Origin of the sequence: Enterobacter sp. A8, from assembly GCF_004296595.1 — a bacterium.
Lineage (GTDB): Bacteria > Pseudomonadota > Gammaproteobacteria > Enterobacterales > Enterobacteriaceae > Enterobacter > Enterobacter cloacae.
In genome coordinates this window covers 59,052-74,797 of the sequence record NZ_SCMF01000005.1, presented here as the reverse complement: position 1 = coordinate 74,797, position 15,746 = coordinate 59,052, and the positions used below count along the sequence as shown (strand labels likewise).

The 15,746-nt window shown below is 56.8% G+C and carries 16 protein-coding genes and 1 other annotated feature; of the genes, 7 read left to right on the top strand and 9 right to left on the bottom strand.

What is annotated here, in order from left to right:
* Window positions 1-393: 393 nt before the first annotated feature.
* The 4 genes from tisB (at window position 394) to emrD (ending at window position 3,250) form a co-directional block, all read left to right on the top strand.
* The gene (gene tisB, locus EQV24_RS18345) at window positions 394-483 is read left to right on the top strand and encodes a type I toxin-antitoxin system toxin TisB (RefSeq protein ID WP_020684667.1); all 90 of its coding nucleotides are present in this window, start codon (window positions 394-396) and stop codon (window positions 481-483) included.
* A gap of 64 nt (window positions 484-547) precedes the next feature.
* On the top strand, window positions 548-994 hold the full coding sequence (locus tag EQV24_RS18340; protein WP_013094803.1) for a GNAT family N-acetyltransferase: 447 nt from the start codon (window positions 548-550) through the stop codon (window positions 992-994).
* Window positions 995-1,056: 62 nt separating this feature from the next.
* Entirely contained in the window at window positions 1,057-1,890 is an 834-nt protein-coding gene (locus tag EQV24_RS18335; protein ID WP_102751821.1) for an EamA family transporter, read from the top strand.
* A 175-nt stretch (window positions 1,891-2,065) separates the two neighbouring features.
* A complete protein-coding gene (gene emrD, locus EQV24_RS18330) occupies window positions 2,066-3,250 on the top strand; it encodes a multidrug efflux MFS transporter EmrD (RefSeq protein WP_038420858.1) in 1,185 nt (394 codons plus the stop codon).
* Here emrD and EQV24_RS18325 read toward each other — a convergent pair.
* Both EQV24_RS18325 and dsdC read right to left on the bottom strand, forming a co-directional pair.
* On the bottom strand, window positions 3,153-4,241 hold the full coding sequence (locus tag EQV24_RS18325; protein ID WP_095427758.1) for a cellulase family glycosylhydrolase: 1,089 nt from the start codon (window positions 4,239-4,241) through the stop codon (window positions 3,153-3,155). The two genes, emrD and EQV24_RS18325, sit on opposite strands and share 98 nt — an antisense overlap.
* 84 nt (window positions 4,242-4,325) lie before the next feature.
* Entirely contained in the window at window positions 4,326-5,252 is a 927-nt protein-coding gene (dsdC, locus tag EQV24_RS18320) for a DNA-binding transcriptional regulator DsdC (RefSeq protein WP_038418253.1), read from the bottom strand.
* A 204-nt stretch (window positions 5,253-5,456) separates the two neighbouring features.
* Here dsdC and dsdX point away from each other — a divergent pair, with 204 nt between their 5' ends.
* A complete protein-coding gene (gene dsdX, locus EQV24_RS18315) occupies window positions 5,457-6,794 on the top strand; it encodes a D-serine transporter DsdX (RefSeq protein WP_029881850.1) in 1,338 nt (445 codons plus the stop codon).
* Between the two features lie 17 nt (window positions 6,795-6,811).
* On the top strand, window positions 6,812-8,098 hold the full coding sequence (gene dsdA, locus EQV24_RS18310; RefSeq protein WP_058650557.1) for a D-serine ammonia-lyase: 1,287 nt from the start codon (window positions 6,812-6,814) through the stop codon (window positions 8,096-8,098).
* Between the two features lie 32 nt (window positions 8,099-8,130).
* Here dsdA and EQV24_RS18305 read toward each other — a convergent pair whose 3' ends face one another.
* The 4 genes from EQV24_RS18305 to EQV24_RS18290 all read right to left on the bottom strand — a co-directional run bounded on the left by EQV24_RS18305 (window position 8,131) and on the right by EQV24_RS18290 (window position 11,849).
* A complete protein-coding gene (locus EQV24_RS18305; RefSeq protein ID WP_013094796.1) occupies window positions 8,131-8,478 on the bottom strand; it encodes a DUF202 domain-containing protein in 348 nt (115 codons plus the stop codon).
* A complete protein-coding gene (locus EQV24_RS18300; RefSeq protein WP_013094795.1) occupies window positions 8,468-8,815 on the bottom strand; it encodes a DUF202 domain-containing protein in 348 nt (115 codons plus the stop codon). Before EQV24_RS18300 ends, EQV24_RS18305 begins: the two co-directional genes overlap by 11 nt.
* Window positions 8,816-8,907: 92 nt before the next feature.
* The gene (locus EQV24_RS18295; protein WP_130626907.1) at window positions 8,908-10,230 is read right to left on the bottom strand and encodes a 6-phospho-alpha-glucosidase; all 1,323 of its coding nucleotides are present in this window, start codon (window positions 10,228-10,230) and stop codon (window positions 8,908-8,910) included.
* Window positions 10,227-11,849, bottom strand: coding sequence for an alpha-glucoside-specific PTS transporter subunit IIBC (locus EQV24_RS18290; RefSeq protein WP_013094793.1), 1,623 nt, complete (start codon window positions 11,847-11,849; stop codon window positions 10,227-10,229). Before EQV24_RS18290 ends, EQV24_RS18295 begins: the two co-directional genes overlap by 4 nt.
* A 222-nt stretch (window positions 11,850-12,071) precedes the next feature.
* On the opposite strand from EQV24_RS18290, the gene EQV24_RS18285 reads away from it, so the two are divergent.
* On the top strand, window positions 12,072-12,818 hold the full coding sequence (locus EQV24_RS18285) for a GntR family transcriptional regulator (RefSeq protein WP_058678971.1): 747 nt from the start codon (window positions 12,072-12,074) through the stop codon (window positions 12,816-12,818).
* Here the strand turns inward: EQV24_RS18285 and EQV24_RS18280 are convergent.
* From EQV24_RS18280 to ibpA, 3 genes are all read right to left on the bottom strand, one after another.
* A complete protein-coding gene (locus EQV24_RS18280) occupies window positions 12,786-14,447 on the bottom strand; it encodes a putative transporter (RefSeq protein ID WP_013094791.1) in 1,662 nt (553 codons plus the stop codon). The two genes, EQV24_RS18285 and EQV24_RS18280, sit on opposite strands and share 33 nt — an antisense overlap.
* 128 nt (window positions 14,448-14,575) lie before the next feature.
* Entirely contained in the window at window positions 14,576-15,004 is a 429-nt protein-coding gene (gene ibpB, locus EQV24_RS18275; RefSeq protein WP_058678970.1) for a small heat shock chaperone IbpB, read from the bottom strand.
* A gap of 136 nt (window positions 15,005-15,140) precedes the next feature.
* The gene (gene ibpA, locus EQV24_RS18270; protein WP_006177605.1) at window positions 15,141-15,551 is read right to left on the bottom strand and encodes a small heat shock chaperone IbpA; all 411 of its coding nucleotides are present in this window, start codon (window positions 15,549-15,551) and stop codon (window positions 15,141-15,143) included.
* Window positions 15,545-15,617: a sequence feature (ROSE (Repression Of Heat Shock gene Expression) occurs in the 5'-region of heat shock genes and acts as an RNA thermometer to modulate expression.), on the bottom strand. (Overlaps the previous gene by 7 nt.)
* Between the last annotated feature and the right edge of the window lie 129 nt (window positions 15,618-15,746).

Below are 15,746 nucleotides of genomic sequence, written 5' to 3'. Positions count from 1 at the left end.
CAAAAAACCCCGCCGGAGCGAGGTTTTTTCAGGGTTTTGCGGTTGGTTGCCGCAGAACACACTGTGTTACGTCAACGCACGAAGTATATGCGATCGAAGACGAACGCGCAATTCCGGCACGGATTTTGACGTTTTTGAGTATGGAATGGGTTTCGAATTTTGTCCACAAAATACTGTTCATACATACAGTATTTATCTATACTGAGGATGTTCGCAGTGAGCGAGGGGGCCGCAGTTCTACCGGCGCAACGAAGTCCTGGCTGAAACGGGTGGTGCCGTCAGTGCCTTAACCCTCTGAAGTGAGCACACTGTGTTACGTCAATCGAGGTGCTGGCAACAGGCGGCGGAAAGGTACGCCAGCATCGTGCTCCTTTTTACCAAAAGGAGACGCGTATGAGCGTAGTGGATATGGTGATACTTATCCTCAAACTCATTGTTGCTGTTCTGCAACTGCTTGATGCTGTCCTGAAATACCTTCGGTGATTCAGGTTCAAGTCGCACCTGAGAGGGGCGGGCAACCGCCCCTCTTTAATAACGAGGGAATGCTATGTCGCGTCTGTTAATTGAACCCATCACGCCGGAAGAGCCCGGGTATATCGCGCTGAAAGCCGAAAGCATCGCGGCGAATTTCAATATGCTGCGCAGGCTGGAAGAGAACTGGCAGCGTGGTGAAAACCGCTTTAACGCGCCGGGTGAAAAGCTGCTGGGTGCCTTTTTAAACGGCAAGCTGGTGGGCGTCTGCGGCCTTAACCGCGATCCGTTCAGCCAGCAGCCGCGTGCCGGACGTATTCGCCATCTTTATGTCAGCGAGAAGTGCCGCGGTCTGGGCATTGGTAAACAGCTGTTAACGGTGGTGATGGCCGATGCCAGCATCTGGTTTGATTTCCTCAATACCCATGCCCCCGATACGGCCTGCGGCTTCTACCGTCGGGCAGGCTTCAGGCTGGTGTCAGACGAGCCACGGGTTACCCATCGTCTCTTTTGCGCGGTGTAGCTGGCTGGCGACATCAGGTCGTGAATGTTACAGTTGAGTGACAATTCACCGCCAAAGACGCCATGACCATCTCCGTTTTCTGTATTTTGCTGTTCGCCGCACTGCTGCATGCCAGCTGGAACGCCATCGTCAAAGCCGGAACGGATAAGCTTTACTCGGCGATCAGCGTTAGCGGCTCCGCCACACTCATTGCGCTGGTTTTATTGCCATTTTCTCCTCAACCCTCCGTAGCCAGCTGGCCATTTTTAGTGGTCTCCTGCGCGCTGCAGGTGGTGTATACGGTACTGGTGGCGAAGACGTATCAGGTCTCAGACATGAGCCAGACCTATCCGCTGATGCGCGGAACAGCCCCACTGCTGGTGGCGCTGATCAGCGTGCTGGTGCTCGGGGATAGCCTCTCCTGGCTCGCCTGGGCGGGCATCGGGGTGATCTGCCTGTCGATCCTCGCGATGGCGATGAATGGCCGATTGCAGTCCCGCAAGGGGATCTGGCTGGCACTGCTGAACGCCTGCTTTATCGCCGGCTATACGCTGGTGGACGGAACGGGCGTACGTTTATCGGATACCGCGCTGGGCTATACGCTGTGGACCTTCTTTATGAACGGCTTCTGCCTGCTGTGCTGGGCAATGGTGGCGCGACGCCGCGAAGCTTCCAGCTACCTGCGTTTGTACTGGAAAAAGGGGTTGCTCGGCGGGGTTGGAACCATGGGCTCGTATGGCCTGGCCTTATGGGCGATGACGCAGGCTCCGCTGGCGGTTGTCGCTGCGCTACGTGAAACCTCCATACTCTTCGGTGCGCTGATCGCATTTGTGCTTTTAAAAGAAAAGGTTGCCGGTCTGCGTATCGCTGCCGCGTTGGGTATTGCAGCCGGTGCGATCCTGCTGCGTCTGGCGTAATTCACTGGCAACATTAGTTGCCGTTCTTGTTTACAAAACCTGCCTTAATCCTCTTCTTCACTCATCATGACAATGCTTAATTTGTCATCTCATTGTGGTAGATTCCTCGTGCATTTATGGGAATGCGTAGTCACTTATTCTTCATTTTTCTCTTTTGGCAAAAGTATTCAGCGACATGAAAAAACAAAGGAACGTTAACTTATTGTTGATGCTGGTGTTACTGGTGGCCGTCGGTCAGATGGCGCAAACCATCTACATTCCGGCGATTGCCGACATGGCAAAGGAACTCAACGTCCGCGAGGGCGCGGTACAAAGCGTGATGGCCGCCTACCTGCTGACCTATGGCGTTTCGCAGCTGTTCTACGGACCATTGTCCGACCGCATTGGCCGCCGTCCGGTCATTCTGACCGGCATGTGCATTTTCATGGTCGCGACGGTGATTGCTATTACCACCCATAGCCTGACCGTACTGATTGCCGCCAGCGCACTGCAGGGGGTAGGCACGGGCGTCGGTGGGGTGATGGCGCGTACCTTACCGCGCGATATGTATCAGGGCACGCAACTCCGCCATGCCAACAGCCTGTTGAATATGGGTATTCTGGTCAGCCCGCTGCTGGCACCGCTGATTGGCGGCCTGCTGGACACAATGTGGTCATGGCGCGCCTGCTATGCCTTCCTGCTGGTGCTGTGCGTGATTGTCACCTTCAGCATGGCGCGCTGGATGCCGGAAACCCGTCCCCAGGACGCACCGCGCACGAAGCTTCTCGCCAGCTACAAAACGCTGTTCGGCAACGGGGCTTTTACTTGTTACCTGCTGATGCTGATCGGCGGTCTGGCGGGCATTGCGGTGTTCGAAGCCTGCTCCGGCGTACTGCTGGGAGCGGGGCTTGGCCTGAGCAGCATGGTGGTAAGTATTCTGTTTATCCTGCCGATCCCGGCGGCGTTCTTTGGGGCCTGGTTCGCCGGACGTCAGAACAAACGCTTCTCAACGCTGATGTGGCAGTCTGTTATCAGCTGCCTGCTGGCTGGCCTGATGATGTGGATCCCGGGTCTGTTTGGCATAATGACCGTCTGGACGCTGCTGATCCCGGCGGCGCTGTTCTTCTTCGGCGCGGGGATGCTGTTCCCGCTTGCCACCAGCGGCGCCATGGAGCCGTTCCCGTTCCTCGCGGGTACGGCGGGTGCACTGGTGGGCGGTTTGCAAAACATCGGTTCCGGCGCGCTGGCCTGGCTCTCCGCCATGATGCCGCAAACCGGGCAGGCTAGTTTGGGTTTACTGATGACGCTGATGGGGCTGCTGATTTTGCTGTGCTGGCTGCCGCTGGCGTCGCGTGTTCCCCACCACGAGCAGCCTGTTTAACCGCATGATGGCCCGGCTTCTCGCCGGGCTTTTCACACGCCGGGGCAATCATCGCCTCCAGCAGCGGCTCTGGCGCTGGCCGCCAGGCCCCCTCCTCTCCGTCATAAAACTGGAAATCGGCGTTAATCGCGTAGGGTATTTTCGCCTTTTGCAGCTCGCAGGCCATAAACGTGGCAAAGGCCATTTGCGACGCGGTGGGTGTAAAGCGGTTTGACTCCCCCACGCCCCAGCCCCCGACCCAGCTGACGTGTCCGGTTTTTTGTTGCCAGCGCAGCGCCGTCGCGATGCGATTGTGAATCGCCGCTTTCTCCGCCGCCGTACCGGAGGTCCACGGGTATTTGCCGTTATTTTTCAGCGGCCCCCAGGGGAAGATATGCCACTCCGCCAGCAGAAAGTTTTGGCTGTGCGCAGGCAGCTTGAGGCTGGGGAGATCTTCGGGGGCCGCACGCAGGCGGGGAGCGATGAAGATCATCCGGTCCGCATCAATGCTGTGGATGACCTTAATGGTTTTCTCATACACCCGGTTGAGCGAGGCTGCGTTGTGGTTGAGCTTGTCCGCAGGCTCATAAATCAGGTCAAAGCCCAGCAGCGGCGAACGTTTGCCGAAATAGTGCGCCACGGCAATCCACCAGTCGGTAACCTCTTTTTCGTTATCGGCTTTCGGATCGTTTTTATAGCTGTCCGCCTGATACGCGATAATCGGGATCACGCCGTACTGCTCGCAGGCTTCCACCAGCTTACGCAGGTGGATCAGCCGTGCTTCGGTCGGCTCATCGGCCACGCGAATACGCACATGGCTGATGCCTTTCGCGCGAAAGTCGCGTACCACCAGCGGGTCGAATTCCCGTATCCCGCGCTCGGTGCGCGCCCAGTCCACGTCCATACCCACACCCAGCTTTTGCGCATAAAGCGCAGCCGTCAGCGGCGGCTCGGCGGCTATCGCCCAGCCGGAAGAGAGAAGTAAAGCGGTCGCAATAAGAGGCTTTAACACGGCTTACCCTGGATAAATCAAAAGCATTACCTGTATTTAGCACGCTTTTTTGTATTTGGTGTAGCGCCAAAGCGTAATAATTCTTCAGCCTGCCAGTTCTCTTAGCCAGCCAATAAAGGCGTCAATTTTCGGCCACTGACGGCCGGGAAGCGTTGAGATGTAATAGTGCTGATGGCATTTGAGGGTCTTGTTGCCAAACGGGGCGATAAGCTCGCCCCGCTCAAGGCGCTTTTGCACCAGCCGCTTTCTCCCCATCGCCACGCCCACATGATTCATGGCTGCCACTATCGCTAAATCGGAACGATCGAAGCCAATACCCGATGATGACGGCATATTCATCGCAAAATGCTGCGCCCAGCTGAGCCACTCATCCGTACCGGAATCATTACTCCAGGCCTGACGGTCGTGCAGTAACGTGCAGTGGCTGAGGTTATCGGGGTTTTTCAACAGCGCATGCTCGCGAGCATATGCGGGCGAGCAGACGGGCAAAATCTCCTCGTCCATCAAGAAATGATGAGAAAGGTAGTTTGGCGGCGTATCGTCGAAATAGATGGCCAGATCGATGCCGGTTCGCTGCATATTGACGTACTCATTACCGGTGAGAATGGTGAGAGATATCGACGGATAGCGGCGGGTAAAATCCCCCAGCATGGGGACGAGCCAGCACTGGGCGATTGACGGCCGGGAATACACCGTCAGCGTACCGGACAGCGCCTGGTTTTTAATATCCAGGATCTCCTGATTCAGGGTGTCGAGGGATGATTTTAGGGTCCAGTAAACGCGCTTTCCTTCCTGCGTTAGCTCAACTTTACGGTGCGAGCGGACAAACAGCTGAATGCCCAGCTCCTCTTCCAGCAGGTTGATGCGGTGGCTCACCGCGCTGGGGCTGAGCGACAGTTCCGCCGCCGCCAGCGCGAAGGATTCATGCCGGGCAGCCACTTCAAAAGTGTACATCTTTGACAGTTGCCAGCCATTTAGCAGCCGGTTTCTGACTTCATTCGCATCGGTCATCACAATTCTCACACGTTATTTCTGCGCCCAGCATACCGCCCAGGCATGAATTTATGTGAACCAACAGCGAAATAAGTGCGCTTTTTTGAGTTCAGTCACTCATTTGATCCAATCTAGCTCACCTGAACGGCAATTTTTATCGTTTGTCAGCTCACGCCGTTTTTTCGTCCAATACCCACAGATGACATAAGGGTGAGGTGAGATATGGGATCGCCGGTCTGGGTTGTGGTAACGCTGCTTGTCAGCATTGTGTTGATTGTTTTAACCATCGTAAAACTGAAGTTTCACCCGTTCCTTGCGCTGCTGCTGGCGAGCTTTTTCGTCGGCGCGATGATGGGGATGAGCCCGCTGGATATGGTGAATGCCATTGAAAGCGGGATTGGCGGTACGCTGGGCTTCCTGGCAGCAGTCATCGGCCTGGGTACCATTCTGGGTAAGATGATGGAAGTCTCCGGTGCGGCGGAGCGCATCGGGATCACCCTACAGCGCTGCCGCTGGCTGTCAGCGGACGTCATTATGGTGCTGGTGGGTCTTATCTGCGGTATTACGCTGTTCGTGGAAGTGGGCGTGGTACTGCTGATCCCACTGGCGTTTTCCATCGCCAAAAAGACGAATACGTCGCTGCTTAAGCTTGCCATTCCGCTCTGTACTGCACTGATGGCGGTGCACTGCGTGGTACCGCCGCATCCGGCTGCGTTGTTTGTCACCAACAAATTAGGTGCGGACGTCGGAACGGTGATTGTTTACGGCCTGCTGGTGGGTCTGGTGGCATCTCTGGTTGGTGGCCCGCTGTTCCTGAAACTGCTCGGCAACCGTCTGCCGTATAAACCGGTTCCGGCAGAATTTTCAGATCTGAAGGTGCGGGAGGAGCATACCCTGCCGTCGCTGGGGGCAACGCTGTTTACGGTGCTGCTGCCGATTGTTCTGATGCTGGTGAAGACCCTCGCTGAGCTCAATATGGCGAAGGAAGGCACGCTGTATACCCTGCTGGAGTTTATCGGCAACCCGATCACGGCAATGTTTATCGCTGTATTTGTCGCCTACTACCTGCTGGGGATCCGCCAGCATATGGGCATGGGCGCAATGCTGACCCATACGGAGCACGGCTTTGGCTCTATCGCGAACATATTGTTGATTATTGGTGCCGGTGGCGCGTTCAACGCTATTCTCAAAACCAGCGGGCTGGCAGATTCGCTGGCGCATATTCTCTCGAACCTGCACATGCATCCGATCCTGCTCGCCTGGCTGGTGGCGCTGGTGCTGCATGCCGCTGTAGGCTCCGCTACGGTCGCGATGATGGGTGCGACCGCAATAGTGGCGCCGATGCTGCCGCTCTATCCGAACGTAAGCCCGGAGATCATCACCATTGCCATCGGTTCCGGCGCTATTGGCTGCACGATCGTGACCGATTCGCTCTTCTGGCTGGTCAAGCAATACTGCGGCGCGACCCTGAATGAGACCTTCAAATACTATACGACGGCGACGTTTATCGCCTCGGTGCTTGCACTTGGCGGCACATTCCTGCTTTCTTTCATTATCTGAGCGCGACGAGACGTATTATGGAAAACGCAACTATCACTGCTTTAACCGCACAGTTTCCTCTGGTTGAGGATCTGATGGCTCTGAAAGAGACCACGTGGCTTAACCCGCGAACCACTTCGCTTGCAGAAGGGCTGCCCTATGTCGGGCTGACCAAAGCCGACGTGGACGACGCGCATGCGCGTCTCAACCGCTTCGCGCCGTATCTGGCGAAAGCCTTCCCGGAAACCGCGGCAACGGGCGGGATTATCGAATCTGAGCTGGTTGCTATTCCGGCCATGAAAAAACGGCTGGAGAGAGAATCTGGCAAGGCTCTTCCCGGAACGCTGCTGCTGAAAAAAGACAGTCATCTGCCCATCTCCGGCTCGATTAAAGCGCGCGGCGGCATCTACGAGGTGCTGACCCACGCGGAAAAACTGGCGCTGGAAGCGGGATTGCTGAGCACTGAAGATGACTACAGCATCCTGCTGGAACCGCGCTTTAAAGACTTCTTTAGCCAGTACAGCATTGCGGTGGGTTCAACCGGCAACCTGGGAATGTCCATCGGCATCATGAGCGCACGTATCGGCTTTAAGGTGACGGTACATATGTCCGCCGACGCCCGCGAGTGGAAGAAAGCCAAACTGCGCAGCCATGGCGTTACCGTCGTGGAATATGAGCAGGATTATGGCGTGGCGGTGGAACAAGGGCGAAAAGCGGCGGAAAACGACCCGAACTGCTTCTTTATCGACGATGAAAACTCCCGCACCCTGTTCCTGGGCTATGCCGTTGCCGGCGAGCGCCTGAAGGCGCAGTTTGCCGAACAGGGCCGTGTGGTGGATGCAGAGCACCCGCTGTATGTCTATCTGCCGTGCGGCGTTGGCGGGGGTCCTGGCGGTGTGGCGTTTGGTCTGAAGCTGGCGTTTGGCGACAACGTTCACTGCTTCTTTGCCGAGCCCACGCACTCCCCGTGCATGCTGCTGGGGGTTTATACCGGCCTGCACGATGAGATTGCCGTGCAGGATCTGGGTATCAACAACGTGACGGCAGCGGACGGGCTGGCGGTCGGACGCGCGTCGGGCTTCGTCGGCCGCGCGATGGAACGTCTGCTCGACGGGTTCTATACCCTTTCCGATCAAAGCATGTACGACATGCTCGGCTGGCTGGCGCAGGAGGAAGGGATTCGTCTGGAGCCATCGGCGCTGGCGGGCATGGCCGGGCCGCTGCGTGTTCAGGCTGATGCCAACGTCACCCATCTGGTGTGGGCGACCGGCGGCGGCATGGTGCCGGAAGACGAGATGGCGAAGTATCTGGCGAAAGGGAAGTAATTATGCCGGGTGGCGGCTGCGCCTTACCCGGCCTACAGGTGCACAATTTGTTGAATGTGGGTTACCGCAAACAGCAGTGATAGCGACAGCACAGCCAGGGCGATGAGGAACTTATCCCGCACCGCCTTCGGCTGCACAAAATCGTCCTGCGCCACGTCCATCACGTTACGGCTGCGGGTATAGCGCCATAAAATGATGGCCACCAGCGCCAGCACAACCAGTGAGATCCAGAAGGGTAGCCCCGTGCGGTGCCAGTTGTGCTTAATCGCCAGGGCAATCAGCGCGCCATACCCCAGCAGCGTGCGCAGCCACGCCAGCGACGTCCGCTCCGGCTGCAGGCCGGGGTCCGCTTCGCGCCGCGCTTTGCGACTATCCGCCATACACCACCAGCACCATCACCACGCCCGCCACTGTTAGCAAAATCGCACTGATGATCAGTAACCCACGCGTATAGGGCAGATCCTGCTTCAGGCGCATCGCCTTTTCGTTACGCAGCCAGCGCAGATAGCCGTAAATCGCCAGTACGCCCGCAAACAGGCACAGCAACAGCGCCAGCACTTCACGAATCAACGGCGTGGCGAAATCGGGCGCGAGCTGATCAAGACCGACGCCGGCGGCCAGAAAGCCCAGCGCGGTACGGATCCACGCCAGATATGTACGTTCATTGGCCAGCGAGAAGCGGTAGTCCGGGGCTTCACCGAGGCGGGAAATTTTCATGAAGGCTCCTTGTCATGCTGCAGGCAGGCTTCAGCATAGCGTAAATCGGCCAGGACAAGGAGACCGGCATCAGGCGATGCCGGTCAGGAGGGTTAATGCAGCTCTGGCCAGTAATCCTTATTAGCCTCGATCAGGTCATCCAGAATCGCTTTCGCGACCGACGCGCTCGGTACGGTTTTTGACAGGGTGATTGCCTGCCAGAGTTTCTGATACGAGCGTTGTTCCCAGGCATCCACCACCAGTTTTTCCACCGCCACCTGCTGGCTCATCAGCCCTTTCTGGAAGTGCGGGATATCGCCCACGGTGAGAGGCTCCGGCCCGTTATGGCCCACCAGACACGGAATTTCCACCATCGCGTCGGCATCAAAGTTATGAATGGCCCCGTTGTTTGGCACAATCAGCAGCATCCGCTCCTGGGTATTAAAGGCAATCGCCGTCGCCAGATCGACGATGTACGAGGCATGTTCGTCGATCTCCAGCTCCCCGGCAGAGGATTTTCCGGCTTCTATAATCGCCCGGCACGAACTGAATACATGCTTCTCACGGTGATCCATAACTTCATTGGCGCGGGTCCGCTCCGGGTTGGCGTGCGCGACCACGTAGTCCGGGAACAGGTAATACTTCAGATAGGTGTTTGGCATGGTATCTGGATCGAGCGCCTGCACGTCTTTGGCTTTGGCGAAGGTATCGTTCCAGCTCGCTTCGGTATGCGCATCTTCCGAAGGCGGAACATAGCCGTGTTTCGCCACGTATTCGCGCAGTTTCGGCATCAGATCGTTACCTTTCAGATCTTCAATCGATGTCCACCAGCCGAAGTGGTTCAGGCCGTAGTAACGCACGCGCATCTGTTTGCGGTCTTTCAGGCCCACAATCTGCGCCATGCGCCCTTCAATACCGATTGGCATATCGCAGATGTTGAGAATTTTGGCATGCGGACGCAGGCGGCGCGTCGCTTCCGCCACAATCGCCGCCGGGTTGGAGTAGTTCAGCATCCACGCGTTCGGGGAGTACTGCTCCATATAATCCACCAGTTCCAGTACGCCGCCGATTGAGCGCATGCCGTAAGAGATCCCACCCGGGCCGCAGGTTTCCTGACCCAGCACACCGTGACGCAGCGGAATTTTCTCGTCTTTTTCGCGCATCGGGTATTTGCCCACGCGGATGTGCGCCATCACGAAATCCACATCGGTAAACGCCGCTTTTGGATCGGTGGTGTAGCTAAACTCAATCTCCGGTGCCTTTTCCTTAAGGATAATTTTGCACGCCTCGGCGATGGTTTCCTGACGTGCGCCATCGTTGTCATAAAACTTCAGGGCACGCAGCGGGAAACGGTCACGGTTGGCTAACAGCATCAGGACGATACCAGGCGTAAAGGTGCTGCCGCCGCCTGCAATGACAACTGAGAATTTTTTCATGATATAGCCTCTGTCAGGGTGGTTTGTTCATTCGTTAAAGGGGTTTTCATCAGCGATTCCAGCTGGTCTCGCACCTGCGGAACGTGCAGGCCAACGATCACCTGTATGCCGTTGCCGCGTCGCACTACGCCGTGTGCGCCGAGGGCTTTGAACACCTCATCGCTTTGGGTTTGCGCCATGTCGACCAGCGCGATACGCAAGCGGGTGGCGCAGTTGTTGATGCTTTCGATGTTGGCCGCGCCGCCCAGCGCCTGCAGGAATCCGGCGGCTTGGCCGACCTGCTGGCTGGCGGCAGCCGGGGCGGTGGTTTGTCCGCGCGCCGCCTTATAGTCCGCCTTGCTGTAGAGTTTGATTTCACTCTCTTCACGACCCGGGGTTTTGAGGTTCAGACGCTCAATCAGCGTTTTGAAGACCACGAAGTAAAGGCCGGTAAAGCAGACGCCGATGCCGATCTGGGTGAATACCGTTGAAGCGTGGTTATGGAACATGGGGATCCAATTTTGCGGCAGGAACTGGTCCAGCAGGCCACCGCCCATGTTGCCCACCACGCCAAAGGTGTACATCACCGTCGCCATGGTGGCCGCCAGCACGGCGTGAATGGCAAACAGCAGCGGCGAGATAAACAGGAAAGTAAACTCCAGCGGTTCGGTAATCCCCACCAGCACGGCGGTAAGCGTGGCCGGGATCAGCAGGCCCGCGACCTTGACGCGGTTTTCTGGTGAGGCGGTGTACCAGATCGCCAGCGCAATCCCGACCGATCCAAACACCTTAGCGTTACCGTGCAGCGCGAAACCACCTTCCGGGAACAGGGTTTTCAGCGGCAGCGTGCTCTGGCTGAACGCCTGAAGATGCTGCGCCCAGTAGACCTGAATCCCGCCCTCAACGGCGGCCGGGCCAAAGATAAACGGACCGTAGACGAAGTGGTGCAGCCCGGTTGGGATCAGAATGCGTTCCAGGAAGGTATACACCCAGACACCGAGCGCACCGGCGGAGCGTAAGAACGCCTGCAGGGACTCAATGCCCATCTGCACTTTCGGCCAGCCCAGCAGCGTCAGCCAGGCGCAGGGGATCATGACGAAAAACGCGATAATCACCACAAACGAGGTGCCCTGGAAAATGCCCAGGAAAACCGGCAGTGGTTTCTCGAAAAAGCGGTTATGGATCGCAGTGACAATACCGGAAATCGCAATCGCCCCAATAATGCTGGTATCAAGGGTTTTGATCCCGGCAATCATCGCCAGCCCGCTTCCCGCCGTCGGTTCGGCGGAAAAGTCGACGCCAAAGAAGTGGCCCCAGGTCATCCCCATCGCGTTGATGAAGTAGTTCCAGGTCAGGAAGCTGATCAGCACCGCCAGACAGGCGCGGCCCTGCGCCTGTTTCGCCAGACCAATCGGTAAGCCAACGGCAAAAATCAGCGGCATATTGCGGAACACCGCCCAGCCGCCCTCTTCAATGATGTGCACGATCTGCGCGAACAGATTATCAGGAGCCGTTAAGGCTTCGCCCACGAAAAGCGGATTGCGAAGCATGATGGCGATTCCCACCACGATCCCGGCAAAGGGAAACAGCAACACCGGGGTAAACATGGCACCACCAAAACGTTGTATTTGACTGAGCATTTTTAAATCCTCACGTAACAACCTGTAGGGGAGAGAGGCCTTTATGGTTTTGTGCTGGCCTGAGGTGAGCATAAGAACTTACTGATGCGCGAACATGGCGTGCCGCTGCGATTCGTGATCGCATTCATGGTTTTATTTTGACCAATCAGGTCTACTTTTCGACGTAAATATGGACATGTCAGGATGCAATCCACACCCTGATACGGGCAGAGAGGTCTACTGGTGATCTACAAATCCATTGCCGACCGATTACGGCTACGGCTGAATTCATCGGACTACAACATCGGCAGCCCCATTCCGGGTGAGAAAGCGCTGGCGCAGGAGTTTGGCGTGGCGCGCATGACCATTCGCAAGGCGTTGGATCTGCTGGTGAACTGGGGGCTGGTTGAGCGGCGGCACGGCAGCGGGACGTTTGTAGCACGCAAAGATGTGCACCATGAAACCACCAACCTCACCGGGCTGGTGGAGGTACTGCGTCAGCAGGGCAAAGAGGTACAGAGCAAGGTGTTGCAGTTTGAAGTGATGCCCGCCCCGCCCGCCATCGCCAGCCAGCTGCGGATCCAGGTGGATGAGCGGATCTACTTTTCCCGCCGGGTGCGCTACGTGGACGGAAAACCGCTGATGCTGGAGGATAGCTTTATGCCCGTGAAGCTGTTTCGCAACCTCTCGCTGGCGCATCTGGAAGGGTCAAAGTTTGATTACATCGAGAAGGAGTGCGGAATTACAATCAGCGGCAATTACGAGAGCCTGACGCCGGTACTGGCCGATAAACAACTCGCTGGTTACATGAACCTGCCGGAGCAAACGCCGCTGCTGCGCATTACCTCTCTCTCCTACAGCGACAGCGGCGAGTTCCTTAACTATTCCGTGATGTTCCGAAATACCAGTGATTACCAGGTGGACTACCATCTGCGGCGCATCCACCCGGACGACCTGCTAACTCATCCCCCAGAACAGCACCGCCAGTAGCTGGGGGGTGATGATGCGCAGGAACATCACCAGCGGGTAGACCGTAGCGTATGACAGCGCCGCCGCGCCGCTGGTGGCGTGCAGGCTATTGGCAAAGGCCAGCGCCGGTGGATCCGTCATCGACCCCGCCAGCATGCCGCAGAGCGTCAGATAGTTCATTTTCGCGAACATTCGCGCCAGTATGCCGACCGTCAGCAGCGGGATCGCGGTGATGAAGATGCCGTAGCCGACCCAACTCATCCCTTCCCCCCTGACCAGGGTATCGACAAAATCGCCACCGGATTTTAGCCCGACGACCGCCAGAAACAGCACAATGCCCAGCTCGCGCAGCGCCAGGTTGGCGCTCGGCGGCATAAACCAGTAGAGCTTACCGACACAGCCGATTCGCCCGAGGATCAGCGCCATAATCAGCGGCCCGCCCGCCAGACCCAGCTTGAGGGCCACCGGGAACCCCGGTATATACAGCGGAATGGAACCAAGCAGCACGCCCAGCCCGATTCCGATAAACACCGGCAGCATTTGGACCTGCTGCAGTTTTTGCTGAGCGTTACCGACCATATCCGCCACGGCGTCAATGGACGACGGACGCCCGACCAGGTTAAGAATATCGCCGAACTGCAGGCTGGCTTCCGGGCTGGCGACCAGTTCAACACCGGCGCGATTGAGACGAGAGATAACCACGTCGTAACGTTCTTTTACCTGCAGATCGCGTATTTTCTTGCCCAGAACGTGCTCGTTAGTTACCACCACACGCTCCACGCGCATGTCGGTGCCGCGGGTAGAGAGCGAGGTATCCACTTCCTGACCAATCACCAGCCGCGCGTTGTTTAAATCCCCGGGCTGCCCGACAAGGTGCAGCAGATCGCCTTGCCGGATAATGGTGCCAGGCGCGGGCACCATCAGCATCTCGTCACGTTTAAGGCGCGAGCAGATGATATTGGCGCTGTTCAGGATCGGCACGTCCTGAATCGCCATGTTGTTCAGATTGGGGTTATCGACGCGGATGTTGATGGTTTTGATCGGCATATGGCCGTTGGTGAGCGTGGTTTCGTGGTCCTTCGCCTCTTTGTCAACGTTAATGCGAAAGAGCACCCGAACCAGCCACATGGAGAGCAGAATGCCGCAAATCCCGAACGGATAAGCCATCGCATAGCTCATCCCCATCTGATCGACAATGCCGGGTTCGATACCTAAATCGCGCAGGATTTGCTGGCCCGCACCCAACGCGGGCGTGTTAGTCACGGCCCCGGAGAAAATGCCCAGCACCACGGGCAGCGGAATTGCGAAGAGTTTATGCAGGATAGCGGTGACCAGCCCACCCATTACGACGATGCCGAGGGCAAACAGATTGAGGCGTAATCCGGAAACCCGCAATGAGGCGAAAAAGCCCGGCCCGACCTGAATGCCGATGGTATAGACGAAGAGGATCAGGCCGAACTCCTGCGTAAAGTGGAGCATATCGGCGCTGAGAACCAGCCCGAGTTTGTCAGCAAAGTGTCCGACAAAAATGCCGCCAAACAGCACCCCACCGATCCCAAACCCGACGCCACGGATTTTTATGTTGCCAATCCATAATCCAACAACAGCGACCAGGGCCAACACGCTGACGGTTAACGCGATATCACTCATGATCCACTTCCTTGCATAACCTTGGTTATGTTAAGGATTCTCTCAGAGGTGAAGGGCGTTGTATGGGTGATGGCGCACAAAAAAGCCCTGCCGGGGCAGGGCTTTGTGCGGTCTGTGAGTAAAGCGGATTAGCTATTCAGCGCCGGCCGCTCGCTAATGGCGATACGCTGTGGCGCGATGGCTTCCGGCACGTTACGGACCAGGTCAATATGCAGCAACCCGTTGGTAAAGGTCGCGCCGGAGACTTCCATATGATCTGCCAGGGTAAAGCTCAGGGTAAACGGCTGAGTCACCAACCCCTGATGCAGCCATTTGGTCTCGGTTTCTTGTTTTTCCGGCGACCCTTTCACGGTCAGACGCGTGCCTTCGAGCTGGATATCCAGATCGTCCTGGCGGAACCCGGCCAGCGCCAGCGTGATGCGATAGTGGTTATCGTCGCTTTTTTCGATGTTGTACGGCGGAAACGTCTGGTGCTCAGTGGTGCTTTGCAGGGCGCTAGCCAGTTTGTCAAAACCAATCCACTGACGCAGCAGGGGGGATAAATCGTAGTTACGCATACTAAATCTCCTTCTGAGAAGCGAGTTCGGCACAGTTTATTTTTGTGCACAGTTGTTCCTGCAAATCCTTGTGGATTCGCATATGCTCCCGGTTCGGCAAGCAATTCTGAGTGGGCCGCTGACGCGACCCGCGGCATTAATTAATTTCGATACGGCGCGGTTTTTTCTCTTCCGGAATCACACGTTCCAGCTCGATAAACAGCAGACCGTTGACCAGATTCGCGCCTTTAACGTGAATGTTCTCCGCTAACTGGAACTTGCGTTCAAAGTTGCGCTCGGCGATGCCCTGGTAAAGGTAGGTACGTTCTTTCTGCTCGGCCGTATGTGAACCTTTCACCACCAGCAGGTTGTCCTGCGCGGTGATCTCCAGTTCGCTCTCTGCAAAACCGGCGACAGCAATGGCAATGCGGTAGTGGTTTTCATCAACCAGCTCAACATTGTATGGAGGGTAGCCGTTGCTCTGGCTTTGGTTATTTTCTAAATGGTTAAACAGGCGGTCAAAACCAATTGCAGAACGGTATAGCGGGGAAAGATCGAAGTTACGCATAAATAAAAGCTCCTGAAATCAGCGAGAAATTTTAGCCTTCCACCATGGACAGGCCATTGCGCCCCCCGAACACCCATCAGGCGTGTTCGTTATCGGGTTACATTCTTAAAATGGGTCTGGAACCGGTGTTTTCAACCGCGACGTTCGCACTTTTTTTTGCACTTTTGTGCTTCTCGCTTAGACTGGGACAACAGC